Raw genomic sequence first — 23629 nt, 5'->3', positions numbered from 1 at the left:
AGAAACCGGAAAACTGATATGAACGCACCTTTCACTTATACGGCCCCAACGCTCAGCGTCGAGGCATTGAAACACTCCATTGCCTATAAACTGATGTTCACGATTGGCAAAGATCCTTCTATTGCCAATAAACATGAATGGCTGAACGCGACGCTGCTGGCGGTACGGGATCGGATGGTGGAACGCTGGCTGCGCTTTAACCGTGCGCAGCTGTCGCAGGATGTGCGTCAGGTCTATTATCTGTCGATGGAGTTTCTGGTAGGGCGTACGCTCTCCAATGCGTTACTGGCAATGGGCATCTACGACGATGCCCGCGCCGCGCTGGAAGAGATGGGCTTCGATCTGGAAGAGCTGATTGGCGAAGAGAACGATCCGGGGCTGGGCAACGGCGGTTTAGGCCGCCTGGCCGCCTGCTTCCTGGATTCGCTTGCGACGCTGGGCCTGCCCGGACGCGGCTACGGTATCCGCTACGACTACGGTATGTTTAAGCAAAATATCGTTGACGGACGCCAGGCGGAATCGCCGGATTACTGGCTGGAATATGGTAATCCCTGGGAGTTTCAGCGTTTTAACACGCGCTACAAAGTCCGTTTTGGCGGCCGCATTCAGCATGAAGGCAGCCGTTCCCGCTGGCTGGAAACGGAAGAAGTGCTGGCAACGGCCTACGACCAGATCATTCCGGGGTTTGATACGGACGCCACCAACACCCTACGGCTGTGGGGGGCGCAGGCAAGTAACGAAATCAACCTTGGGAAATTTAACCAGGGCGATTACTTTGCCGCTGTAGAAGATAAAAACCACTCGGAAAACGTGTCGCGCGTACTTTATCCGGACGACTCCACCTATTCCGGACGCGAGCTACGCCTGCGTCAGGAGTATTTCCTGGTATCGGCCACGGTGCAGGACATTCTTAACCGTCACTGGGTTATGCATCAGACCTTTGACAACCTGGCGGATAAAATCGCTATCCATCTGAACGACACGCATCCGGTGCTGGCGATCCCTGAGCTGATGCGGCTGCTGATTGACGAGCACAAGTTCAGCTGGGACGACGCGTTTGAAGTGACCTGTCAGGTCTTCTCCTATACCAACCACACGTTGATGCAGGAAGCGCTGGAAACCTGGCCGGTTGATATGATCGGCAAGATCCTGCCGCGCCATCTGCAAATTATTTTCGATATCAATGACTACTTCCTGAAAACCATTCAGGACTACTATCCCGACGACTGGGATCTGCAATCGCGCATCTCGATCATTGATGAAGCTAACGGGCGTCAGGTGCGTATGGCCTGGCTGGCGGTAGTGGTCAGCCACAAGGTTAACGGCGTATCTGAACTGCACTCGAACCTGATGGTGCAGTCGCTGTTTGCGGATTTTGCCGCGCTGTTCCCTGGCCGCTTCTGTAACAAAACCAACGGCGTTACGCCGCGCCGCTGGGTAGCGTTGGCTAACCCTTCGCTTTCCGAAGTGCTGGACGACACCATTGGCCGCACCTGGCGCACGGATTTAAGCCAGCTTGACGAGCTGAAGCAGCATATCGACTATCCCGGCTTCCTGAAGAGGATCAGCGACGCCAAGCTGATCAACAAGAAAAGGCTGGCGGAACATATCGCGCAGAAAATGGATATCGTTATCGATCCGCACGCGCTGTTTGACGTGCAGATCAAGCGTATACATGAATATAAGCGGCAGCTAATGAACGTGCTGCACGTCATCACGCGTTATAACCGGATCAAAGCCGATCCGGAGGCTGACTGGGTGCCGCGCGTAAATATCTTTGCTGGTAAGGCCGCTTCGGCTTACTACATGGCAAAACATATTATTCATTTGATCAACGACGTAGCGAATGTGATCAACAACGATCCGCAGGTAAAAAACAAGCTGAAGATCGTGTTTATCCCTAACTACAGCGTTAGCCTGGCGCAGATCATTATCCCGGCCGCCGATCTCTCTGAACAGATCTCGCTGGCGGGTACCGAGGCCTCCGGCACCAGTAATATGAAGTTTGCCCTGAACGGCGCGCTGACCATCGGCACGCTGGACGGTGCCAACGTCGAGATGCTGGAACACATGGGTGAAGAGAATATCTTTATCTTCGGCAACACCACGCCTCAGGTTGAAGAGCTGCGTGCACAAGGCTATAACTCACACGAGATTTACGAGCAGGATGCCGAACTGCAGCAGACGCTGAATCAGATTGCGACCGGCGTATTCAGTCCACAGGAACCGGGCCGCTACCGCAATATTTTTGATTCGCTGGTGAATCTGGGCGACCACTATCAGCTGCTGGCGGACTACCGTAGCTATGTGGATACGCAGGATAAAGTGGACGAGCTGTACCGTCATCCGGAAGAGTGGACGCGTAAAACGCTGCTGAATATTGCCAATATGGGCTATTTCTCTTCCGACAGGACGATTCAGGAATACGCAGACGAGATCTGGAATATTAAGCCGATTCGGCTGTAATAACGCGGGTTTAGTCTTCTAATCTGTAAATATAAAAAAGGGCGGAAATCAATTCCGCCCTTTTTGCATCACGCTGTTACAGGAGTTACGACGCCAGCGACAGCGCCGGTTTCTTTGCATGCTCTGCCAGCCATGCGCCAACGCGCGCGCGCTGCTGCTCGTTTAAGAACATCCCTTCTTTGGTACGACGCCACAGCGCATCATCCTGCTCGCGCACCCACTCGTGTTCGACCAGATAACGCAGCTCGGCTTCATAGAAATGATGACCAAACAGCTCGCCCAAATCTTCCAGGCTTTTAGCCGGTTTCAGGAACAGCTCCGTGTTGCTGCCGTAGGTACGAGCGTAATGGCGCGCCATCTGTTCTGTAATAAACGGATAGCGGCGACGCAGGCTGGCAGCGTAATCTTCACGCGTGCCGGCGATATCACCACCCGGCAGTACGCAGTTGCGTGTCCAGGCCGGGCCTGCGTTGCTGTAGTACTTCGACAGCTTCTCCATCGCGTGCTCGGCCAGCTTGCGATAGGTGGTCAGCTTGCCGCCAAACACCGACAGCAGTGGCGCTTTACCGTTATCGTCACGCACGTCCAGCGTATAGTCGCGGGTGATGGCCTGCGGCGAATCGGATTCGTCATCGCACAGCGGACGCACGCCGGAATAAGACCAGACGATATCGTCTTTACTGATGTTCTTTTTAAAGTGGCTGTTAAACACTTTCAGCAGATATTCGGTCTCTTTCTCGTCGATATGGACGTTTTTCGGATCGCCTTTATATTCAACGTCGGTGGTGCCGATAATAGAGAACTCGTCCATCCACGGGATCACAAAGACGATACGGTTGTCTTCGTTCTGCAGAATATAAGCCTGCTTTTGCGTATGCACGCGCGGCACAACGATATGGCTGCCTTTAATCAGGCGGATACCGTAAGGTGACTTAAGCTGCAGGCCGTCATCAAACAGCTGCTTAACCCACGGGCCAGCGGCGTTAACTAAGCCTTTTGCCTGCCAGGTAAAGGTTTTGCCGGAGTCGATGTCTTCCGCTTCAACCTTCCACAGGCCGTTTTCACGCCAGGCGCGAGTCACTTTAGTGCGCGTGCGCACTTCGCCGCCGCGCTTCTCAACTTCCTGCGCGTTGAGGACCACCAGGCGAGCATCGTCTACCCAGCAGTCGGAATATTCGAAACCGCGCGTAATTTCAGGTTTTAACACCGAATCTGAGTCAAAACGCAACCCTTTGCTGCCGGGCAGGCTGGTGCGTTTGCCCAGATGGTCATACATAAACAGGCCAACGCGGATCATCCAGGCCGGACGCAGATGCGGACGGTGCGGCAAACGGAAGCGCATAGGGAAGGCGATATGCGGGGCCATTTTTAACAGCACCTCGCGCTCGGCCAGCGCTTCGCTGACCAGACGGAATTCATAGTGTTCCAGGTAGCGCAGGCCGCCGTGGATCAGTTTAGAACTGGCGGAAGAGGTCGCGCACGCCAGGTCTTGCGCCTCGAGCATCAGCACAGACAGGCCGCGTCCTGCGGCATCTGCCGCAATGCCAGCACCGTTGATGCCGCCGCCGATTACGATCAAGTCTTTGGTTTCCACGTCATCTCCTCCGATGTTCGGAATAGTTCTTAAATGTTCGTTTTCGAGCATTATAATAATCGCAAAGCGACACCGACGCCAGCGTTAACCGAATAAAAACATTTATGCGTGATGGAGGTAACAGAATTGTTCAGGAAAAAGCCATATAGCCCTGTGCTTTATTGGGTTATTGTTGGCTTTGATCGCGATACAATAGCGCCCGATTGTCATCTTTTGAGAACAGACCATGGACCAATTTGAGTGTATCGACGTACAGCAGGCGCAGGCTAAGCTTTCGCAAGAAAAAGCGCAGCTGGTAGATATCCGCGATCCACAAAGCTACCTGGCAGCCCATGCCAGCGGCGCTTTTCATCTTACCAATACCACCCTGCCTGCTTTTATGCAGCAAAGTGACCTGAACGCACCGGTGCTGGTAATGTGCTATCACGGCAACAGCAGCAAGGGCGTGGCCCAGTATCTGCTGAGCCAGGGGTTTAAAGAGGCTTACAGCATCGACGGCGGCTTTGACGCATGGCGCGCTGTCTTCCCACAACAGATTTCTTCTGGCGCAGAATAGCCGCAAAATAAAACATTTTTATACTATAAACAGGGATTTTACCGGCGATGACGCGTATTACTGAGTTTGCTAATCCCCGCATGGCGCAGGCCTTTGTGGACTATATGGCGACGCGGGGTGTAAGGCTGCGTATTGAGCATGATGACCGCTATACGCTGTGGCTGGATGACGATTCACAGCTGAATCTGGTCGAAAACGAACTCGGTCAGTTTATCCGTGAGCCCAATCATCCACGTTATCTGGCGGCCAGCTGGCAGTCCGGCACGACCACCAGCGGCATCTCCTATAGCGGCTCGTCACTGATGGCCAATATCCGCGAGCGGGCTGGCCCGCTGACGCTGACCGTCATCGCTGCCTGCTTTATCGTCTTTATCCTGATGCAGATTGTGGGCGACCGCACCGTCATGGGCTGGCTCTCCTGGCCCAATGCCGACCAGCATTTGCAGCTGTGGCGCTGGTTCAGCCATGCGCTGCTGCATTTTTCACTGGTGCATATTCTGTTTAACCTGCTGTGGTGGTGGTATCTGGGCGGCGCGATTGAAAAACGGCTCGGCAGCGGCAAGCTCTTTGTCATTATGTTAATCTCCGCGCTGCTCAGCGGCTGGATGCAGGCAAAATTCAGCGGCGTCATGTTTGGTGGTCTTTCCGGCGTGGTTTACGCGCTGATGGGCTACGCGTGGCTGCGGGGAGAACGAGATCCCGCCAGCGGGATTTACCTTGAGCGTGGCCTGATGGCATTTTCCCTTGTCTGGCTGGTCATCGGCTATATGGGCTGGTTTAACCTGTCCATCGCCAACGCCGCGCACGTTACCGGACTGCTGCTCGGGCTGGCAATGGCCTTTGTCGATACCCGAAAAACAAGATAGCGCATATACAGGAGAGCTTTGTGAAGCAGACGCAACGTCACGACGCCATTATCGATCTGGTTCGTCGTCAGGGCTATGTCAGTACCGAAGAGCTGGTGGATCATTTTACCGTCAGCCCGCAAACCATTCGCCGCGACCTGAACGAACTGGCAGAGCAAAATAAAATCCAGCGCCACCACGGCGGCGCGGCGCTGCCTTCCAGCTCGGAAAATACCGCCTGGCAAGACCGCAAAATGATGTGGTCGGCGGAAAAGGCGCGTATTGCGCAGCGCGTCGCCAGCCAGATCCCGGACGGTGCCTCACTGTTTATCGATATCGGCACCACGCCAGAAGCGGTTGCTCATGCGCTGTTGAACCACAACAACCTGCGTATTGTGACCAATAACCTCAACGTGGCGATGCTGCTGATGAGCAAACCCGACTTCAGCCTGATTGTGGCCGGTGGTGAAGTGCGCACGCGCGACGGCGGCATTATGGGCGAGGCGACGCTGGACTATATTTCTCAGTTTCGGCTGGACTACGGCATCCTGGGGATCAGCGGCATCGATATGGACGGCTCGCTGCTGGACTTCGACTATCACGAGGTACGCACCAAGCGGGCGATTATTGAAAACTCGCGCTGCGTGATGCTGGTGGCCGACCACTCAAAGTTTGGCCGTAACGCCATGGTTAACCTGGGCAATATGAGCCTGATAGATTATATGTTCACCGACGAGCTACCGCCGCCGGGCGTACTTAAAACTATCGAACAGCACGAAGTCCATCTGGAAATTTGCTGAGGCCTCGTATGGCAGCAATAGATAGCGGGTTGCAGGAGCGCAAACAGGCATGAAGAGAAAAATGAGTTTCGGCGTAGTTTTAATCCCGGTGTTACTTATTGGGTTCGCCGCCGGCTATTTTTACCTGCCGCAGCTGCTGAAAGAGATAAAAAGCAGCCCGCAAATTGTCTGGTATAGCGCAAGGCCCGACCTGACCTGGCAAGTTTTTAGCCAGTGTAAACAGCATGTTGATGATGCAGACGCCTGCTATCAGGCTTATAGCGCGGCAGTGGCGCTGGCAGAGTCGGGCCGGTGTGATGCGCAGGGCCTTAAATTGAAGTACCGCTTCAAGCTTCTGACGCAGCACGCCAGCCCGGCTGAGATTGAGAAAGAGATCGACAAGGAGTGTCGGCAACGCTAGCGGCACGGACCCGCTGATAAAGCCTGGCGGCGGCGTTTTTTTCACGGCTTAAAAACGCTACCGCAAAACACCGCAGATTACCCCGCTAACCTTGCCCCTTTGAAATCTTAAGAAAAAACGTTTCGACTTTTTCACTCCCCCGCATGAGCATTTTTTTCTGTTCAGGTCTTAACTGTATGTGTCCCGCCTGTTCTCCTCTTACCATTTCAAAAGGAAGCGGTATGTCGCATCAGAAATTTAATCAGGCACGTTTTGAGGCGGCTTTAACCCGCCAGTGGCAGCACTTTGGACTTTCTGCAGCAGATGAGATGACGGCTTATCAGTGGTGGCAGGCGCTGAGCGGCGCGCTTGCCGAACTGCTTGCCGCCGCACCGCCGATGAAAGCGGTAAAAAAGCAGCGTCACGTAAACTACATCTCTATGGAGTTTTTGATCGGCAGGCTGACCGGCAACAATCTGCTGAACCTGGGATGGTATGACGGCGTGAAGGCATCTCTGGCGGCGCACCAGCGTGATTTAAGCGAGCTGCTGGAGGAAGAGGTCGATCCCGCTTTGGGTAACGGTGGCCTGGGGCGCCTGGCCGCCTGCTTTCTGGATTCGATGGCCACGGTGGGCCAGTCCGCTACCGGCTATGGCCTGAACTACCAGTATGGCCTGTTTCGACAATCCTTTGCCGATGGCCGACAGATGGAAGCGCCGGATGACTGGCACCGCGCCAGCTATCCGTGGTTCCGCCATAACGCCGCACTGGACGTTGACGTCCATTTTGGCGGCAAAACTATTAAGAATGCGCAGGGCGGAGTGGAATGGCAGCCCGCCGTGACGCTGCGCGGCGAGGCCTGGGATCTGCCGGTTATCGGCTATCAAAATGGCGTAGTGCAGCCGCTGAGGCTCTGGCAGGCAAGCCATGCGCATCCTTTTAATCTGACGCTGTTTAACGACGGCAAATTTCTGCAGGCGGAGCAGCAGGGTATCGAAGCGGAAAAGCTGACCAAGGTACTCTACCCCAACGACAATCATCAGGATGGCAAACGGCTGCGCCTGATGCAGCAATATTTTCAGTGCGCCTGTTCGGTCGCGGACATTTTACGCCGCCACCATCGCGCGGGCAGGCCGGTGACGGAACTGCCCGACTATGAAGTTATCCAGCTAAACGACACGCATCCTACCATTGCCATTCCCGAGATGCTGCGCGTGCTGCTGGATGAGCATCAGCTGGAATGGGATGATGCCTGGGCGATTGTCAGCAACACTTTTGCCTATACCAACCACACGCTGATGCCGGAGGCGCTGGAGCGCTGGGATGAGCGGCTGGTGCGCTCGCTGCTGCCGCGCCATTACCTGATTATCAAAGAGATTAACCGACGCTTTAAAAAGCAGGTAGAGAAGCAGTGGCCGAACGATGAGGCGGTGTGGGAAAAGCTGGCGGTGCTTTACGACAACCAGCTGCGCATGGCGAACCTGTGCGTGGTCAGCGGCTTTGCGGTTAACGGCGTGGCGGCGCTGCACTCCGAGCTGGTGGTTAAAGATCTCTTTCCGGAATATCACCAGCTTTGGCCCGCTAAATTTCATAACGTCACCAACGGCATTACGCCGCGCCGCTGGTTAAAGCAGTGTAACCCGCTGCTGTCAGAACTTATCGACGACACGCTTAAGGTCGAATGGGTCAATAACCTTGACGCATTAAAAGGTCTGGAAGCTTTCGTCGACGACCCCGCTTTCCGCCAGCGCTATCGGGAAATCAAGCACGCCAATAAAGTTCGGCTGGCCGACTATGTTCACCAGCGAACCGGCATAGTGATTAATCCTGAAGCGATATTCGATGTGCAAATCAAACGGCTGCACGAGTACAAACGCCAGCACCTTGGCCTGCTGCATATCCTCTCCTGCTATAAGCGGCTGCGCGAAAACCCCGATATGGACTTTGTGCCGCGCGTCTTCTTGTTTGGCGCCAAGGCCGCGCCGGGCTACTACCTGGCAAAAAACATCATCTATGCCATCAATAAAGTGGCCGAGAAAATCAATAACGACCCGGTTATTGGCGACAGGATGAAGGTTGTCTTTATTCCTGACTATCGCATTACCGCCGCCGAAATGATGATCCCGGCGGCCGATATCTCCGAGCAAATTTCTACCGCAGGCTATGAGGCTTCCGGCACCGGCAACATGAAGCTGGCGCTAAACGGCGCGCTGACCGTTGGCACGCTCGACGGTGCCAACGTCGAGATTGCCGAACAGGTAGGCGCGGAAAACATCTTTATTTTTGGCCACACCGTAGACGAAGTGAAAGCGCTGAAAAAAAACGGTTATGCACCGCTTAAGCTACGTAAAAAAGACAAGCATCTGGACGCTATTTTGAAAGAGCTGGAAAAAGGCTTCTTCAGCAACGGTGACAAAAAGGCGTTTGAACCCATGCTCTCCAGCCTGGGCGCGGGCGGCGATTTCTGGCAGGTACTGGCCGATTTCGCCAGCTACTGCGAGGCGCAAAAGCGGGCCGAACAGCTTTATCGGGACCAGGATGCCTGGACCAAAATGACCATTCTGAACACCGCGCGCTGCGGCATGTTCAGCTCTGACCGTTCTATCCGCGATTATCAACAGCGCATTTGGCAGGCCAGACGATAAGGGAGCAGCAATGGATAAAAAGAAGTTTGAACAGGCAGCGGCGGCGGCAGGTATCGCCGCCCGTTATGTTAATGCAAAAGGCGAACAGGAAGAGATCTCCATGGATATCCGTCAGCGTCTGCTGGCGGCAATGTCCACAAAGCGCGATAAGCCAGGCCCGGTGCCGCCGTGCAAGGTCTTCCGGCGTAAACGCACTATGCAGCTGGAGGTAGGCGGTAAAGGCAGCTACCAGTGGCGGCTTATTACGGAAAAGGGACGTGAATACCAGGGCGAGGTGAGCGCTGGCGAATCGGTTACGCTGCCGTCTTCGCTGGCCTATGGCTACCATCAGCTGTCGCTGCGCCAGACCAAAAAAGAGTGGCAGTGCCGGATTATCGTGGCGCCTAAACGCTGCTACGAGCCGGAACCGCTGCGTCAGGATAAAAAGCTCTGGGGAGCTTGCGTACAGCTTTACACGGTGCGTTCGGAACATAACTGGGGCATCGGCGATTTTAGTGATTTAAAACGTATGCTGGCGGAAGTGGCCGATCGCGGCGGCGCCTTTATCGGCCTTAATCCCATTCATTCGCTTTATCCGGCCAGTCCGACTAACGCCAGTCCTTACAGCCCCTCCTCGCGGCGCTGGCTCAACGTACTCTATATCGACGTTAATGCGGTGCCGGAGTTTCAGGAAAGCAAAGAAGGCCAGCGCTGGCTGCGCGGCCAGGCGATTCAACGTCGGCTAAAGCAGGCAAGGGAAGAGGAGTGGGTAGACTATGGCGTGGTCGGCGAGCTGAAGATATTTGCCCTACGCTACGCCTGGCAGCGCTTTAGCCAGCACCAGGAAGACCATCCCAGCCGCGCGCACTTTGCCGCATTTGTAGAGAAGGGCGGCGAGAGCCTTTACTGGCAGGCCGCTTTCGATGCGCTGCACGGTGCAATGCTGAAAGAGAATGAAGATTACTGGGGCTGGCCGGTGTGGCCGGAAAACCTGCGCGAAGCGCACGGCGAAGCGGTAAAACAGTTTTGCCAGCAAAATGAAGACGAAGTGCATTTCTGGCTGTGGATGCAGTGGCTGGCAAACCGGCAGTTTGACGAATGCTGGCAGGAAAGCCAGCAGCGCGGCATGCCGATAGGGCTGTATCGCGATCTGGCCGTTGGCGTGGCGGAAGGCGGCGCGGAAACCTGGAGCGACAGAGAGCTGTACTGTATGGATGTTTCGGTCGGCGCACCGCCGGACGTGCTGGGCCCGCTGGGACAAAACTGGGGCCTGCCGCCGATGGATCCGCATATCATGACGGCGCGAAGCTATCAGCCGTTTATCGATTTGCTGCGGGCCAACATGATGAGCTGCGGCGCGCTGCGTATCGATCACGTCATGTCGCTGCTGCGCCTGTGGTGGATCCCTTATGGTGAAACGGCCAACTTTGGCGCCTACGTTTACTACCCGGTTGACGATCTGATGGCGATTCTGGCGCTGGAAAGCCAGCGTAATCAGTGCATGGTGATCGGTGAAGACTTAGGGACGGTGCCGGCGGAAATTATTTCTAAACTTCGCGAGTGCGGCATCTATTCGTGGAAGGTGCTCTATTTTGAGCAGGAAAGCCACGACCGCTATCGTCCGCCAGCCAAATGGGTAAGGCAGTCGATGGCCAGCGCCACCACGCACGATCTGCCAACGCTGCGCGGTTTCTGGAACGCGGTCGACCTGGAGATGGGGGAAGTTTTAGGACTTTATCCGGACAAGGTTGTGCTGCACAGCCTGTATCAGGACAGGGCGCGGCAAAAGCAGGCGCTGCTGGAAGCGCTGCACCGTTACGGCTGCGTGCCGAAGAACAGCGGCAAAAAAGCCAGCCTGGTTAAAATGTCGCCGCAGCTTAATCGGGGCATGCACCGTTTTCTGGCCGACAGCAACAGCGCCCTGCTGGGACTGCAGCCGGAAGACTTACTGGATATGGACAGGCCGGTTAACGTGCCGGGCACAACGGATCAGTATCCCAACTGGCGACGCAAGCTAAGCAAAACGCTGGAGGAGATGTTTGCCGATACCCAGGTCAATCTGCTGTTAAAAGAGGTCAACCGTCGGCGTAAAGCGGAGAAAAAAGCGTAGGCCGTCCTGGTGATACCAGCTTAAAAATAAAAAAAACCGGCCTGATAAGCCGGTTTTTTATGTGAAAAATACAAAAAACGGCACGCCTTATGGCTGAGCCTTTAACGTCTTACCGTCTACAACATAATTTTTCTGGTTATTCGGGCCGATAAAATCGCTGGCCGGTTTACCGACCACCAGCCTGTCAAAGGCGGCTGATTTTATGGGCACGTAATTTTCTGCGCTGTCAGGCGATCCTTTCCCGTTATATTTCGCAATATAAGGATAAGGGAATACGGGACGCGTAGCTTTCAACGTCGGCATTGCGACAGCGACCGGCGAGCTTACGCGCAGTACGCCGTGGAAATGGGCTTCCGCATCTTTTCCCACTTCTGACGTTTTACTCTGCGGCTTTGCGGGCATGCCTGCGGTCGGCTCAGCAACGGCTGATTTGCCCGCAATCAGTTTTTCAGGCGCATGATTTTGCTCGGTCCACGCCATCAGTGGTGAAAGCAGATTAACCTGATCTAATCCTTCCCCGCCGCCGCAGTGGCCTACGCCCGGCAGCAGGAACAGACGAAGAAATTGCTCTGTAGATTTCTCGCCAAGATAGGCCTGCACGCCACGATAGTAAGCGATGGAAAAGGCCGGACTAACGGAATCATCAGCAAGGCCGTGCCACATAATCAGTTTACCGCCTCGCTTCATAAAACCGCTGAGATTGGTATTGGCCGCGTTATACAGCGGAGCCAGCTGTGCAACCGCCGCAAAGTTTTGTCTGTTCAACGGGAAATCGTGCAGGGTAGTAATGTTTTGTTTCCCGCCCGGTAGCAATACCGATTGCAGCGCGGGCAATGCCATCGTTTCCGCCATAGAGTGACCGTTAGCGGTAGCCGGAACCGGCCAGCGCAGCTCAGATCCGAGCGGTAGACCGGCGACAACAAACTGATTGCCTTCGCTGTCTGAGGCACCGCGATAGAGTTTTTCCACGACGCTGATTTCTTCTGCTGTCAGGCAGTTCGATTTATCCGTCTGATTTGCCGCGCAGGTGTTAACCCACTTTGGTGAGAAGGTGCAGGCATACGGATTGGCCAGTAATCCATCGTTGATGCCAGAAAGAGTCGGACAGTGCGCCAGTACCGCACGATGAAGAATGGGCAGGCGGTCCTGCAACAGAATCGCTGAGCCGTCCGCACGCTGATTAGCGACCACGTCCCAGCCGTGGAAAAATGAATTCTGGAACTGGAAAAAGGCGGCTGAAGCGCCTGCGGTAATACCATCAAAGTCGTCCGGGAAACGCTGCGCTTCCATCAGCGCTTCACGTCCGCCATCGGAACAACCCATAAAATAGGCATACTTCTGCGTCTGGCCGTAGTAAGTCTGGATCAGAGCTTTCGCCAGCAGGGCTGTGAGGTGATTGGCGCGATAAGCAAAATCGATGCGTTTTTGCGGATCTTCAGCCCAGCTGGCATCCATCATGCTGCCGCTGTGGCCCATGTCGGTTGCGGCAACCACGAACTCGCCCTGCGTGGCTGGTGCGCAGCCGCTGACGTTGGTCGGGCTAAGGTTGATTTCTCCACATAATCCGCCGCATCCCACCTGAAGAAAACGCTGCGTCCACTGCTGTTGTGGCAGCGCAACTTCGATACCAATCGAAGGCGCGATGGTCGCTTTTACCTGACAAAAGCTTCCCTCAGCAGTTTTCAGCGGGGCCGCAGAATTAATAGTGACTTTCCCGCCAATTTTATTGCTCAGGTTGACGGAACTTAACTGGCTACAGTCCATAACCGGCTTCACGGTTGGTAAATTATCGGCAGCGGTAGCCTGGGCGGCAATTAGCATAATGCCCGTGGCTATTGCCCACTGAAAGACTCTGGTTAAAACCCTGTTCACCTTATCGATTCCTGTTTTTTAATCCGTTTAAATTAGTCAGGGCGAATTATAGTGAATCGCGAAAGTCTCCAGAGCGGCTTTTCACTATCTTAACGACAGGGTTGAAGCATTTGACCGGCATCGGGCGTTCGCCATCCTGCCTTTTTCTGTTTCAGGGCATTTATAGCCATAAAAAAGCCGGGCGGTTCACGGCCGCCCGGCTGTTGCTATTAACCGCTTAGTAGAACGAGTGCTCGCCACGCTGGTGCTCGGTTAAATCGCGCACGCCTTTCAGCTCCGGGAAGGTCGCCAGCAGCTCTTTTTCGATGCCTTCTTTCAGCGTCACATCAACCATTGAACAGCCATTACAGCCGCCGCCAAACTGCAGAATAGCGAAGCCGTCTTCGGTAATCTCCATCAGCGAAACTTTACCGCCGTGGCTGGCCAGCTGCGGGTTAATCGTGGCCTGTAGCTGATACTCTACGCGCTCAATCAGCGGCGCGTCGTCGCTCACCTTACGCATTTTGGCGTTAGGGGCTTTCAGCGTCAGCTGGGAACCCAGGTTGTCGGTAACAAAGTCGATTTCCGCCTCTTCAAGATAAGGCGCGCTCAGCGCGTCAACGTAAGCGGTAAGTTTTTCAAACTTCAGCTCGGTATCCGTGGCTTCTACCGCATCGGGTGGGCAGTAAGAAACGCCGCATTCCGCACCAGGCGTACCCGGATTGATAACGAATACGCGAATCTGGGTGCCTTCTTCCTGTTTGGACAGCAGTTTTGCAAAGTGCTCTTGCGCAGAATCAGTAATTCGGATCATGGCGATTGCTCAATAGTTGACTAAATTAGTGGGTTTATTTTACGCTCATCGCCGACGCTCTACAAGGTGCGGCAAAGGCACAGAACCTGCACGCTGGCGGCACCGGCGGCCAGCAGGATACGGCTAATCTCTTCCACGGTGCTGCCGGTGGTCACGACGTCGTCCAGTAAAGCGATATGCCGCCCTTTGACCTCGCTTTCAACCCTGAACGCGCCGCGCAGGTTGCGGCGCCTGGCTCGCGCAGTCAAAAAATGCTGCACGGCCGTCCGCTTTTTTCGGCATAGTCCGGCAGGGTGGTAAGGGCAAGCCAGCCAGTGCGCCAGATAACGAGCCAGCTCCTCCAGCTGATTATAACCGCGCCGCCAGGCACGGCTATGATGCAGCGGCACGCACAACAGCAGATCGGGCCGCACCAGCCGTCGTTCACGGTGCGCCGTTAACCAGGTTAGCAAAACTAGCCGCGCCAGCATCGCCGAATGTGCTGTCTTGTGAAAAAACTTCAGCTGGCAGATCTGATTTTGCAGCGGCGGCTGCCAGTCGGTGACAAATACCAGCTGCTGCCACGACGGCGGATGGCGCAGGCAGCGTCCGCATTCAGCCTCGGGATAAAGCGAAGGCATACCGCAGCGCGGACAGCAACGCGGGCGCGATAACGTGCGCAGACAATAGCTACAGATACCGTGATGGGCAAGCGCCAGCGGCATCTGGCATAGCCAACAGGCGGCGGGCATTGATAGCATAGCGTCCTCCATGACCAAAACAGGATAATAAAAGATGGCGCAGCTTTACTGGCAGACAATCGGCACGGGAGATCGCGATCTTGTGATGCTGCACGGATGGGGTCTGAACGCGGGTGTATGGCAAAACGTCGTCGCGCGACTCAGCCCGCATTTTCGTCTGCACCTGGTGGACCTGCCGGGCTATGGCCGCAGCGAGGGTTTTCCGGCGATGAGCGTGGAAGAGATGGTCGCTAATCTGCTGCCGTTTGCGCCTGCACAAGCGGTCTGGCTCGGCTGGTCGCTGGGCGGCCTGGTTGCCAGCTCTCTTGCACTACAGCATCCGCAGCGCGTTCGCGGTCTGATCACCGTCGCGTCTTCACCCTGCTTTACCGCGCAGGAAGAGTGGCCCGGCATCAAGCCCGAAACGTTAAGCAACTTCCAGCAGCAGCTGAGCGAAGATTTTCAGCGTACCGTCGAGCGTTTTCTGGCGCTGCAAACGCTGGGTACCACAACGGCAAGGCAGGATGCGCGCCAGCTGAAAAGCGTGGTGCTTTCTCTGCCTGCGCCGGAAGTGAGTGTTTTACAGGGTGGCCTGGAAATTTTACGCACGGTCGATCTGCGAGAAAAAATGCAGGGGCTGGCCGTCCCGCTGCTGCGGATATACGGCGCGCTGGATGGTCTGGTTCCGCGCAAAATAGCTTCGCTGCTGGATGAACAGTGGCCGCAGAGCAGCTCGGTCATTATTGAGAAAGCCGCGCACGCGCCTTTTATTTCGCATCCCGAAGACTTCTGCCAGCAACTGCTTGATTTTGACCTGGAATTGCCGCGGTAATTTTCCGCTGAAAACTGGCGAATTATTGGTTAGCGATAATAATTATCGGGGACGCTGACCTTGCTTACCTCTGAGTGGGACTGGCTTTACCACACCCTATAGTCGAAGGCAGCGGCGGATTAAAATAAAACTAACGCGGAGTGTCTCTGATGAAACTGAAAACTATGGCTGTTGCTGTGCTGGCAATGTCACTGCCTTTTGCTGCGCTGGCGGCAAAAGAAGTGACCAAAGAAGAAGTTAAAAACATGAAGCTGGAAAAAATTGGTACGGTGCACACCACGGCGGAAACGACCTCGCCAATGGACGCTAAACACGTACTGTCTAAGCTGGCGGATGAAAAGGGCGGTAAATATTATCTGATTATCGCCGGCCGCGAGCACGGCAAGTTCAGCGCGATTGCCGACGTTTATAAATAAGCTTTAGCCCGGCAGGCAGAAATTATTCTGCCTGCTGTTTCTCCCCAGCATTCTTCAACCACAGATAGTGCCACGGTGGCAGCGTTAGCGGGTGATTGCTGTCGAAAATGCTGTTCCCGGCAATATCGCGATAGAGCCGCTCGTCCGGCAGCCTGTACGTCACCTCTTTGCCGCTCAGATTAAAGATGCACAGCACCTGTTCATGCGCCTTTGCGGATTTCCGGCGTAAAATAAACAGCGAGTTATCGCTTTCCAGCACTTCCACAGGATTATCGGGATGAAAAGCGGGCTGGCGGGTTCTCAACTGTATAAGCTGGCTAAGGCCGTGATAAACCTTATGGCGTAAAGAACGCGTATCGCTAAGCGCCGCCTCAATCTCGCTGATGGCATATTTTTCGCGGTTAATGGCCCGGTTATGGCCGGCAACTTTGACGCCTTCCATATCGTTGCGCGATCCTAAAATGCTTTGAATATAGATGGCTGGCACGCCCGGAAAAGCCAGCAGGACCGCGTGCGCCAGCATAAAGCGCTGGAACCGCGTATCGTCACTGTCCTCTTTCTTATTTAACGCATCCATATAGGTCACGTTAATTTCGTAAGGGCTACTGGTGCCGTCGGGATTATTTTTATAGGAAATTAATGCCCCTTCCAGCGCCAGGTCCCTGACCAGCGAGACTATCTCCGTTTCCGGCAGGATGCCGCGCAGTGGATTCAGCCCAATGCCGTCGTGTGAAGCCAGGAAATTAAACCAGGTCGTTGCGCCGTTGCCGGCATCCAGCGAGGCGGCCCATTTTTTCAACGCGCGTGAAGAGCCGTAATGAATAGCGTGCAGCAGCAGCGGCGGCAGCGAGAACTGATAAACCATCTGCGCTTCATCGTGACCGTTGCCAAAATAGCTGATGTTATCTTTATGCGGCACGTTGGTTTCAGTGATAATCACCGTGCCGGGTGCGACCTCGTCAGCAATAGCGCGAAACAGCTTAACCAGCTGGTGGGTTTTCTCCAGATGGATACACGAGGTGCCGGGTGTTTTCCACATATAGCCAACCGCATCCAGCCGGATGTAATCCGCGCCTTTCGTCAGATAATCCAGCAGGACCTTAACCATATTCAGCAGCACTTCCGCTCTGGCAAAGTTCAGATCGATTTGATCGGCGCTAAAAGTCGTCCAGATAAAGCGCGTTTCGCCGTTTGCCAGCGTAAAAGGCGTCAGCAGCGGAGAGGTTCTTGGCCGCGTTACCGCACTCAGATCCGTACCCGGCGGCATGCTGATAAAGAAATCGTCCCAGCCCGGATCCTGCGCCAGATAGTGTTTAAACCAGGCGCTATGGGCAGAGATATGGTTGCAGACAAAATCAAACATCAGCCGCGTATGCTGATGCAGCTCCGCCACGTCGGACCATTCGCCGCAGATAGCGTTAACGCGGTGGTAATCAATAACGGAAAAGCCGTCGTCGGAAGAGTAGGGGAAAAAGGGCAGCAGATGAACCAGGTTAAAACACTGTAGATGCTGTTGATAGAAGCGAGAAAAGGTTTGCAGCGTGGGCGCTTCGCTCTCGCGGAACTGATCGGCATAGGTAATCAGCACCACGTCTTTCTCATCCCAGTGCGCTTTACGCCGGTAGCTGAGCGCCTGCTGCGTTTCCCTGATAGCATCCGTCAGCCGCTTCAGGCAGTCGGCAGGAAAGGTTCCATAGATCTTATCGATTAAGTTATTGATAATTTCCATTTTTGTTCAGTGAGCCACCGCATTGGTTTACAGCCACGTTAGTTTTCACTGTAGACCTTTGAAGCAAAATCGCAACTTCATGCGGCGGCTCGCCGGTTAATGGCAGCGTCCCTTTTTACTGCAACCCGCGCAGCCATTAACGCGGAGGGTTTGTACCGCCAGCCTTTCCGGCGTCAACGTAATATTTTTCATTACTATCCACAACAGCAGATTGAACAGCGCGACCGCCAGCAGCGTAAACGCGCTTGACTGGGGATGGCTGCTGAAGGTAGCCAGCTGGTAAAACAGCGTGGCCAGCGAATAAGCCAGGTTTAGCCCCCAGAAATTAGAGAACAACATCCAGCGAGTGCTGCTTTCCCGCGCGACCGCGCCCATCACCGAGACGCAAGGTACGTACAGCAGCACAAAAATCAGGTAGCTGTAAGCGGCGATATCGCTGGAAAATTTCGTGTGCATCACGCCCATTGCGCCGCTGGCCATATTGCCGTCGCCTTTACTGGCCTCCAGCGGATGCAGCAGGACGCTCAGCTGAAAGGCCTCTTTTACGCCTTGCCAGGTTTGCGTGACCGCGTCTTCCAGCTCGGCCAGCAGATTAAAATTCTCTGCGTCAAAGGCTTCTTCATGCAGCGCTTCGGCGGTGTAAAGCGTGTTCAGCGTGCCGATAACCACCTCTTTCGCCATTGCGCCGGTGACCAGGCCAACCGTCGCCTGCCAGTTATCGTTATCCACGCCAATCGGATTCAGCAGCGGCGTGAGCTGACGGCTGACGGTTGCCAGCGCCGAGTCGTTAATGCTGGAAACCGGCTGGCCGCTAAAGGAAAAGCTATTCAGGCCGCCAATAAGAATACTGACCACCACGATGACCTTACCCGCGCGCAGCACAAAGCTTTTCAGGCGTTGCCAGGTTTGCAGGCAGAGGCTTTTCAGGTGCGGCACGTGCCACGTCGGCATTTCCATCATAAAGGGCGCAGCCTCACCGCGCAGCAGCGTATGTTTTAACACCAGGCCAGTGACGATAGCCGCCACGATCCCCAGCAGATAAAGACTAAACACCACCAGCGCGCCGCCGTTGCCAAAGAAGGCCGCGGCGAACACGGCAAAAATAGCCAGGCGGGCGCCGCACGACATAAAAGGTGCCATTAACAGCGTCATCAGGCGTTCGCGCGGTGCGTCGAGCGTTCGCGTTCCCATTACCGCCGGGACATTGCAGCCAAAGCCGACAATCAGCGGCACGAAGGACTTGCCGGGCAGGCCCAGTGCCTGCATTAGCCTGTCCACCACGAAAGCGGCGCGGGCCATATAGCCAGAATCTTCCATAAAGGCCAGAAACAGGTACATCAGGCCGATTTGCGGGATCAGCGGCATCACGGTGTTGATACCTCCGCCAATTCCCTGCGCCAGAAACAGCGTCAGGATGGACGGGAAATGCAGCGTTGCGCCCAGCCACTGCATGCCGTCAATAAAGAGCGCGGCAGAGCCTTGCTCAAACAGCGGCTGAAGCGCGCCGCCCAGATTGATGGCAAGAAAGAACATCAGGTAGACCACCATCAGGAAGATCGGTATACCCAGCCAGCGGTTCAGCACCAGCGCGTCCAGTCGGGCGGAAAGGCGGTGCGGCGTTGCATCACCCATTACCACCGCGTGCTGGCACAGCCGTGCAATAGCGGCGTAGCGCGCCTGAGTAATGTGCAGCGGCGCACTGGCCTGATCAATCAGGAGCGCCGCGGCATCGCCAGCCTGCGCACGGCACCAGATATCGCCTTCCAGCATCTGGATCGCCAGCCAGCGGCGCTGCGCAACGGGCAGCCGATCCAGCATGGCGGCCTGCAGCGTAGCGGCCTGGCTTTCAATCTCTTCAGGATAGGTTACCGGCAGCGGGCCCGACTGGCTGCTGTAGTCGTCGACGGCCGCTTTGAGCCGATCGATGCCTTTTCCGCGATTAGAAATCAGCGGGATCACCGGGCAGCCAAGCCCGGCGGCCAGGCGATCCACATCAATTTGTTTGTGCTGGCTTTCGGCAATATCCAGCATATTTAACGCGACGATGCAGGGCACGCCCAGCTCGCGCAGCTGTAGCGTCAGATAAAGGTTGCGGGCCAAATTGCTGGCGTCCACCACGTTTATCAGCAGGTCCGCTTCGCCGCTCAGAATATAACGACAGGCGATCTGCTCATCCAGCGAGGTTTGCTCAGAAACCGTGGTCAGCGAATAGGTGCCCGGTAAATCAACCAGCCGTACCTTGTGCTGCGCGGTAGAAAAAATCCCCTCTTTGCGCTCGACGGTAACGCCAGCCCAGTTGCCCACGTGCTGCCTGGCCCCGGTCAGCTGATTAAACAACGTGGTTTTACCCGCGTTAGGGTTGCCGATAAGGCCAATAGTTAAGGTTTTCATGGTTACGCTCGTTTCAGGTCAGGCAGTCAAGCTGGAAGAAGGAGAGATCTTTACGTCGCAGCGCCAGGCTGGCGTAACCGTTTTCTATTTTAACGGGGCCGCCAAACGGCGCGATAGCGGTGATGCGAAACTCGGCGCCTGGCCGTAGCCCCTGCAACAACAGTTTCTGCCGGAAAACCGGGCTAATGGCGGGAGAGAAATCGACAATTTTATAGCGTTTACTGGAAATGAGTTGCATATAACCACCCTGGCAGCATGCCGTGCCGTGATAATTGACCGGCGTGATTATAATGAGAATGCTTCTTACTATTGTTGATGCAGAACAAGATTGCGTCAGGCGAGAGGAACAGGAAAGTAAGCGGAAAGTTCAGGAAGGTAACTGGAAGAATCTGGCAATAAAGGGAGAGGCGAGCGGAGGATCTTCCCCGCTCGCTGAGGGCTTATTTTTTACCGAAAGCGGCGGCCAGCGCATCGCCCATCGCGCTGTTGCCCGCAGGCTGGGCAGCAGGACGAGGGCGGGCCTTGTTCTGTGCCGGACGGTTATTGTCGCGGCCGGCACCGCGGCGAGCGTTGGTTTCACCCGGCTGTTCGTCAAGACGCATGGTCAGCGCGATACGCTTACGTTGCAAATCGACTTCCATCACCTTCACCTTAACGATATCGCCAGCCTTCACTACCTTGTGTGGATCGTCCACGAACTTGTCGGCCAGCGAAGAGATATGCACCAGGCCATCCTGATGCACGCCGATATCGACGAAAGCGCCAAAGTTGGTCACATTGGTCACCGACCCTTCCAGCACCATACCCGGCAGCAGGTCGTTCATCGTCTCAACGCCTTCGGCAAACTGGGCGGTTTTAAACTCGGGGCGCGGATCGCGACCCGGTTTTTCCAGCTCTTTAATGATATCGCTGACCGTCGGAACGCCGAACTTCTCGTCGGTAAAATCGACCGCACGCAGGTTGCGCAGCGTGGTTGAGTTGCCCATCAGATCGCTCAGCGCCTGCTCGGTGGCGGCAAGAATACGTTCTACCACCGGATAGGTCTCCGGGTGCACGGTAGAAGCATCCAGCGGGTTGTCGCCCTGGCTAATCCGCAGGAAGCCCGCGCACTGCTCAAAGGCTTTTGGCCCCAGGCGGCTGACTTTTAACAGCTGCTGACGATTCTGGAAGCGGCCATTTTCGTCGCGCCAGGCCACGATATTCTGCGCCATCATTTTGCTCAGGCCCGCCACGCGGGTCAGCAGCGGCACGGAAGCAGTATTCAAATCCACCCCCACGCCGTTTACGCAGTCTTCCACCACCGCATCCAGCTTTTTCGCCAGCTGGCTCTGGCTGACGTCGTGCTGATACTGGCCTACGCCGATGGATTTTGGATCGATCTTCACCAGTTCAGAGAGCGGGTCCTGTAAGCGACGGGCGATAGAAACCGCTCCGCGTAGCGAGACGTCCAGATCCGGGAACTCCAGCGCGGCCAGCTCGGAAGCGGAATAAACCGAAGCGCCCGCCTCGCTGACGATCACTTTCTGGCCTTTTACCTGCGGGAACTGTTTCTGCACGTCCAGATAGAAACGTTCGGTCTCGCGTGAGGCGGTACCGTTGCCGATGGCCACCAGCTCAACCTGGTGCTTTGTGCACAGCGCGGCAACGGCAGCGGCGGCTTTGGCAGCCTGTCCGGTGTGGGGATAGACGGTGTCGGTAGCCACCAGCTTGCCGGTTGCATCTACCACGGCCACCTTAACGCCGGTACGCAGGCCAGGATCGAGGCCCATCGTCGCGCGCATACCCGCAGGCGCAGCCATCAGCAAATCGTGCAGGTTACGGGCGAAAACATTTATGGCTTCATCTTCTGCGCGTTCGCGCACGGTGCCCATCAGCTCGGTCTCAAGGTGCAGCAGCACTTTGATGCGCCATGTCCAGCTCACTACCGCTTTGCGCCAGCCGTCAGCCGGAGCATTGTTCAGGCGCAGGCCGAGATGGTCGGTAATAATCTGTTCACCGTGGCTTTCGCGCGGCGGTTCGTCAAACTGCGGATCGGGGTTCAGCGCAAGCTGTAAAAAGCCTTCATTACGGCCGCGGAACATAGCCAGCGCGCGGTGTGAAGGGACGGTAGCCAGCGCTTCGTGATGATCGAAGTAGTCGCGGAATTTCGCGCCTTCCTCTTCTTTGCCAGCCACCACGCGCGAAGTCAGGTGCGCATTTTTCCACAGATAGTCGCGGACTTTTGCCAGCAGCGAGGCGTCCTCGGCAAAACGCTCCATCAAAATATAGCGAGCGCCATCCAGCGCGGCTTTGCTGTCGGCTACGCCTTTCCCGGCGTCGATAAAGCCCGCGGCAAGCTGCTCCGGTTCGTGGGACGGATCCTGCCACAGCGTATCGGCCAGCGGCTGAAGACCCGCTTCGATAGCTATCTGACCGCGCGTGCGCCGTTTTTGCTTGTAAGGCAGATAGAGATCTTCAAGTTCGGTTTTGCTTAAGGTATTACCAATGGCGCTGGCCAGCTCGTCGGTCAGCTTGCCCTGGTCGCCAATCGATTTCAGAATCGCCTCGCGGCGATCGGCTAGCTCGCGGAGATAGCCCAGACGCGTCTCCAGCTGGCGCAGCTGGGTATCGTCCAGGCCGCCGGTCACTTCCTTGCGGTAGCGTGCGATAAACGGCACGGTGTTTCCTTCATCCAGCAGGCGAACAGCGGCATCAACCTGTTCTGCTCGCGCCTGCAGCTCACTTGCAATTATGCGGCTCAGCGAATCTTTCATAATGGGTTACTTTCTGGCTTAAACTGGCGGACAGTTATACGGATTGCAGCCGGGAAATGCCAGCTTGTGGCCTTCCGGGCTGCGCCGATTAGGATTCTTTAACGTAGTCGATGGTATTCACATACCAGCTCGCTTCGCCAACGGGCGTCTGGACAACCGCCAGATCGCCAGGCTCTTTTTTCAGCAGCGCGCGGGCCATCGGCGAGTCGATAGAGATATAGTCTTTACGACCAAAGATCTCATCGTAGCCAACGATGCGAAAGCGTTTGGTTTCGCCGTCGTCGTTTTCAATTTCTACCCAGGCACCGAAAAACACTTTGCCTTCCTGCTGCGGCGAATAGTCCACAATACGCAGCTGCTCAAGACACTTAGTGAGATAACGCACGCGGCGGTCAATTTCGCGCAGGCGTTTTTTGTTGTACTGATAGTCGGCGTTTTCGCTGCGGTCGCCGAGGCTGGCGGCCCAGGTCACTTTTTTCGTCACTTCCGGCCGATCGATTCGCCAGAGAAAGTCCAGTTCGGCCTTCAGCTTGTCGTAACCTTCGCGGGTGATCAGCTTGGTTTTCATCGTTATCTGTCTCTTGGATGGGAGTGCAGGCGCTATTTTGTTGCGGCCCGGCCAGCGATGCAAATACCTTGCTCTTTTTTCCGGACCTCCGTTACTGTTTGTTTGTCATCACTATTCGGCCAGCAAAGGCCACATTCGGCCACGTAGTTTCGCTGAGAAATTAAAGATAAGCTGCTGTTTAA

At 55.5% G+C, this 23629-nt stretch carries 18 protein-coding genes; 9 read left to right on the top strand and 9 right to left on the bottom strand.

Translation table 11 applies throughout. The annotated features are described in order from the left end of the window. Positions 1–18: 18 nt before the first annotated feature. Positions 19–2466: a glycogen phosphorylase gene (gene glgP / locus KUE00_RS17150; protein ID WP_246761197.1), complete on the top strand. Its 2448-nt coding sequence runs from the start codon at positions 19–21 to the stop codon at positions 2464–2466. Positions 2467–2551: 85 nt separating this feature from the next. On the opposite strand, the gene glpD is transcribed toward glgP, so the two are convergent. Next, on the bottom strand, positions 2552–4060 hold the full coding sequence (gene glpD, locus KUE00_RS17145; protein WP_246761195.1) for a glycerol-3-phosphate dehydrogenase: 1509 nt from the start codon (positions 4058–4060) through the stop codon (positions 2552–2554). Positions 4061–4286: 226 nt separating this feature from the next. Between glpD and glpE the strand changes: the two genes are divergently transcribed. The 6 genes from glpE to malQ all read left to right on the top strand — a co-directional run bounded on the left by glpE (position 4287) and on the right by malQ (position 11374). Then, positions 4287–4616: a thiosulfate sulfurtransferase GlpE gene (gene glpE / locus KUE00_RS17140; protein ID WP_246761193.1), complete on the top strand. Its 330-nt coding sequence runs from the start codon at positions 4287–4289 to the stop codon at positions 4614–4616. Between the two features lie 47 nt (positions 4617–4663). Further along, positions 4664–5482 carry a rhomboid family intramembrane serine protease GlpG gene (glpG, locus tag KUE00_RS17135; RefSeq protein WP_246761191.1) on the top strand — a complete coding sequence of 273 codons (819 nt, stop codon included), beginning with the start codon at positions 4664–4666 and terminating at the stop codon, positions 5480–5482. A 20-nt stretch (positions 5483–5502) separates the two neighbouring features. Beyond that, on the top strand, positions 5503–6261 hold the full coding sequence (locus KUE00_RS17130) for a DeoR/GlpR family transcriptional regulator (protein ID WP_246761189.1): 759 nt from the start codon (positions 5503–5505) through the stop codon (positions 6259–6261). 49 nt (positions 6262–6310) lie between these two features. Beyond that, on the top strand, positions 6311–6661 hold the full coding sequence (locus KUE00_RS17125; RefSeq protein WP_246761187.1) for a hypothetical protein: 351 nt from the start codon (positions 6311–6313) through the stop codon (positions 6659–6661). Positions 6662–6882: 221 nt separating this feature from the next. After that, a complete protein-coding gene (gene malP, locus KUE00_RS17120; protein WP_246761185.1) occupies positions 6883–9285 on the top strand; it encodes a maltodextrin phosphorylase in 2403 nt (800 codons plus the stop codon). A gap of 10 nt (positions 9286–9295) precedes the next feature. Further along, on the top strand, positions 9296–11374 hold the full coding sequence (gene malQ / locus KUE00_RS17115) for a 4-alpha-glucanotransferase (protein WP_246761184.1): 2079 nt from the start codon (positions 9296–9298) through the stop codon (positions 11372–11374). Positions 11375–11461: 87 nt separating this feature from the next. On the opposite strand, the gene KUE00_RS17110 is transcribed toward malQ, so the two are convergent. From KUE00_RS17110 to gntX, 3 genes are all read right to left on the bottom strand, one after another. Beyond that, positions 11462–13246 (bottom strand): tannase/feruloyl esterase family alpha/beta hydrolase, encoded by a 1785-nt coding sequence (locus KUE00_RS17110; protein ID WP_425523590.1) that lies wholly within the window; start codon positions 13244–13246, stop codon positions 11462–11464. A gap of 217 nt (positions 13247–13463) precedes the next feature. Further along, positions 13464–14039, bottom strand: coding sequence for a Fe-S biogenesis protein NfuA (nfuA, locus tag KUE00_RS17105; protein WP_246761182.1), 576 nt, complete (start codon positions 14037–14039; stop codon positions 13464–13466). Between the two features lie 59 nt (positions 14040–14098). Then, positions 14099–14779, bottom strand: a complete 681-nt coding sequence (gntX, locus tag KUE00_RS17100) for a DNA utilization protein GntX (RefSeq protein WP_246761180.1) — start codon at positions 14777–14779, stop codon at positions 14099–14101. 34 nt (positions 14780–14813) lie between these two features. On the opposite strand from gntX, the gene bioH reads away from it, so the two are divergent. Beyond that, positions 14814–15590: a pimeloyl-ACP methyl ester esterase BioH gene (gene bioH / locus KUE00_RS17095; protein WP_246761178.1), complete on the top strand. Its 777-nt coding sequence runs from the start codon at positions 14814–14816 to the stop codon at positions 15588–15590. 149 nt (positions 15591–15739) lie between these two features. Continuing rightward, positions 15740–16006, top strand: a complete 267-nt coding sequence (locus KUE00_RS17090; RefSeq protein ID WP_246761175.1) for a YdgH/BhsA/McbA family protein — start codon at positions 15740–15742, stop codon at positions 16004–16006. A 22-nt stretch (positions 16007–16028) separates the two neighbouring features. On the opposite strand, the gene KUE00_RS17085 is transcribed toward KUE00_RS17090, so the two are convergent. The 5 genes from KUE00_RS17085 to greB all read right to left on the bottom strand — a co-directional run bounded on the left by KUE00_RS17085 (position 16029) and on the right by greB (position 23447). Beyond that, positions 16029–17735, bottom strand: a complete 1707-nt coding sequence (locus KUE00_RS17085) for an alpha-amylase family glycosyl hydrolase (protein ID WP_246761173.1) — start codon at positions 17733–17735, stop codon at positions 16029–16031. A 96-nt stretch (positions 17736–17831) separates the two neighbouring features. Further along, positions 17832–20126 carry a Fe(2+) transporter permease subunit FeoB gene (feoB, locus tag KUE00_RS17080; RefSeq protein ID WP_246761171.1) on the bottom strand — a complete coding sequence of 765 codons (2295 nt, stop codon included), beginning with the start codon at positions 20124–20126 and terminating at the stop codon, positions 17832–17834. 13 nt (positions 20127–20139) lie between these two features. Beyond that, positions 20140–20364, bottom strand: a complete 225-nt coding sequence (locus tag KUE00_RS17075) for a FeoA domain-containing protein (RefSeq protein ID WP_246761170.1) — start codon at positions 20362–20364, stop codon at positions 20140–20142. 202 nt (positions 20365–20566) lie between these two features. Then, complete coding sequence (locus KUE00_RS17070) at positions 20567–22882, bottom strand: Tex family protein (protein WP_343215892.1); 2316 nt, start codon at positions 22880–22882, stop codon at positions 20567–20569. Positions 22883–22967: 85 nt separating this feature from the next. Beyond that, positions 22968–23447 (bottom strand): transcription elongation factor GreB, encoded by a 480-nt coding sequence (gene greB / locus KUE00_RS17065; RefSeq protein WP_246761166.1) that lies wholly within the window; start codon positions 23445–23447, stop codon positions 22968–22970. Positions 23448–23629: the final 182 nt, after the last annotated feature.

It is taken from the genome of Erwinia phyllosphaerae (genome assembly GCF_019132875.1).
In the GTDB taxonomy this organism is placed as follows: Bacteria; Pseudomonadota; Gammaproteobacteria; order Enterobacterales; family Enterobacteriaceae; genus Erwinia; species Erwinia phyllosphaerae.
This window is presented reverse-complemented; position numbering and strand designations above follow the sequence as displayed.

Excerpts from the sequence above, each read along its gene's own strand:
- greB (WP_246761166.1), bottom strand. The coding sequence starts at position 23,447 with ATGAAAACCAAGCTGATCACCCGCGAAGGTTACGACAAGCTGAAGGCC.
- glpE (WP_246761193.1), top strand. The coding sequence starts at position 4,287 with ATGGACCAATTTGAGTGTATCGACGTACAGCAGGCGCAGGCTAAGCTT.
- glgP (WP_246761197.1), top strand. The coding sequence starts at position 19 with ATGAACGCACCTTTCACTTATACGGCCCCAACGCTCAGCGTCGAGGCA.
- bioH (WP_246761178.1), top strand. The coding sequence starts at position 14,814 with ATGGCGCAGCTTTACTGGCAGACAATCGGCACGGGAGATCGCGATCTT.
- KUE00_RS17075 (WP_246761170.1), bottom strand. The coding sequence starts at position 20,364 with ATGCAACTCATTTCCAGTAAACGCTATAAAATTGTCGATTTCTCTCCC.
- KUE00_RS17085 (WP_246761173.1), bottom strand. The coding sequence starts at position 17,735 with ATGGAAATTATCAATAACTTAATCGATAAGATCTATGGAACCTTTCCT.
- KUE00_RS17125 (WP_246761187.1), top strand. The coding sequence starts at position 6,311 with ATGAAGAGAAAAATGAGTTTCGGCGTAGTTTTAATCCCGGTGTTACTT.
- feoB (WP_246761171.1), bottom strand. The coding sequence starts at position 20,126 with ATGAAAACCTTAACTATTGGCCTTATCGGCAACCCTAACGCGGGTAAA.
- KUE00_RS17090 (WP_246761175.1), top strand. The coding sequence starts at position 15,740 with ATGAAACTGAAAACTATGGCTGTTGCTGTGCTGGCAATGTCACTGCCT.
- glpG (WP_246761191.1), top strand. The coding sequence starts at position 4,664 with ATGACGCGTATTACTGAGTTTGCTAATCCCCGCATGGCGCAGGCCTTT.
- malP (WP_246761185.1), top strand. The coding sequence starts at position 6,883 with ATGTCGCATCAGAAATTTAATCAGGCACGTTTTGAGGCGGCTTTAACC.
- gntX (WP_246761180.1), bottom strand. The coding sequence starts at position 14,779 with ATGCTATCAATGCCCGCCGCCTGTTGGCTATGCCAGATGCCGCTGGCG.
- malQ (WP_246761184.1), top strand. The coding sequence starts at position 9,296 with ATGGATAAAAAGAAGTTTGAACAGGCAGCGGCGGCGGCAGGTATCGCC.
- nfuA (WP_246761182.1), bottom strand. The coding sequence starts at position 14,039 with ATGATCCGAATTACTGATTCTGCGCAAGAGCACTTTGCAAAACTGCTG.